General features: G+C 19.7%; 1 pseudogene. It reads left to right on the top strand.

Annotated features, from left to right (window positions below):
- A pseudogene (locus EZH24_RS13850) lies at nucleotides 1–234 on the top strand (radical SAM protein); the annotation flags it as partial.

The raw sequence follows: 234 nt of genomic DNA, 5'->3' as shown, positions 1-234 counted from the left end.
AAAATTTGCTAAATTTTCAGCTGATATAAGGGCTAAATATAAAGAACTTAAAGATAAGATAAATTACAAAGAAGATTCATATAATATAGTAAAAATTAATGAAAATTTATCAAATAATTCAGAATTATATAATGTTATTAATTCTTATGAAAGTAAATTTGAAAATATAAAAAATAATATTAATAAATTAGCTTGGTGGATACCAGTAAAAAAGTGGCGTGATGATTTCAGAAA

The organism is Brachyspira catarrhinii, assembly GCF_005518285.1.
Taxonomy (GTDB): Bacteria; Spirochaetota; Brachyspiria; order Brachyspirales; family Brachyspiraceae; genus Brachyspira; species Brachyspira catarrhinii.
Note: the sequence above shows the minus strand (reverse complement) of the source record. Positions and strands in the feature narration are given on the sequence as shown.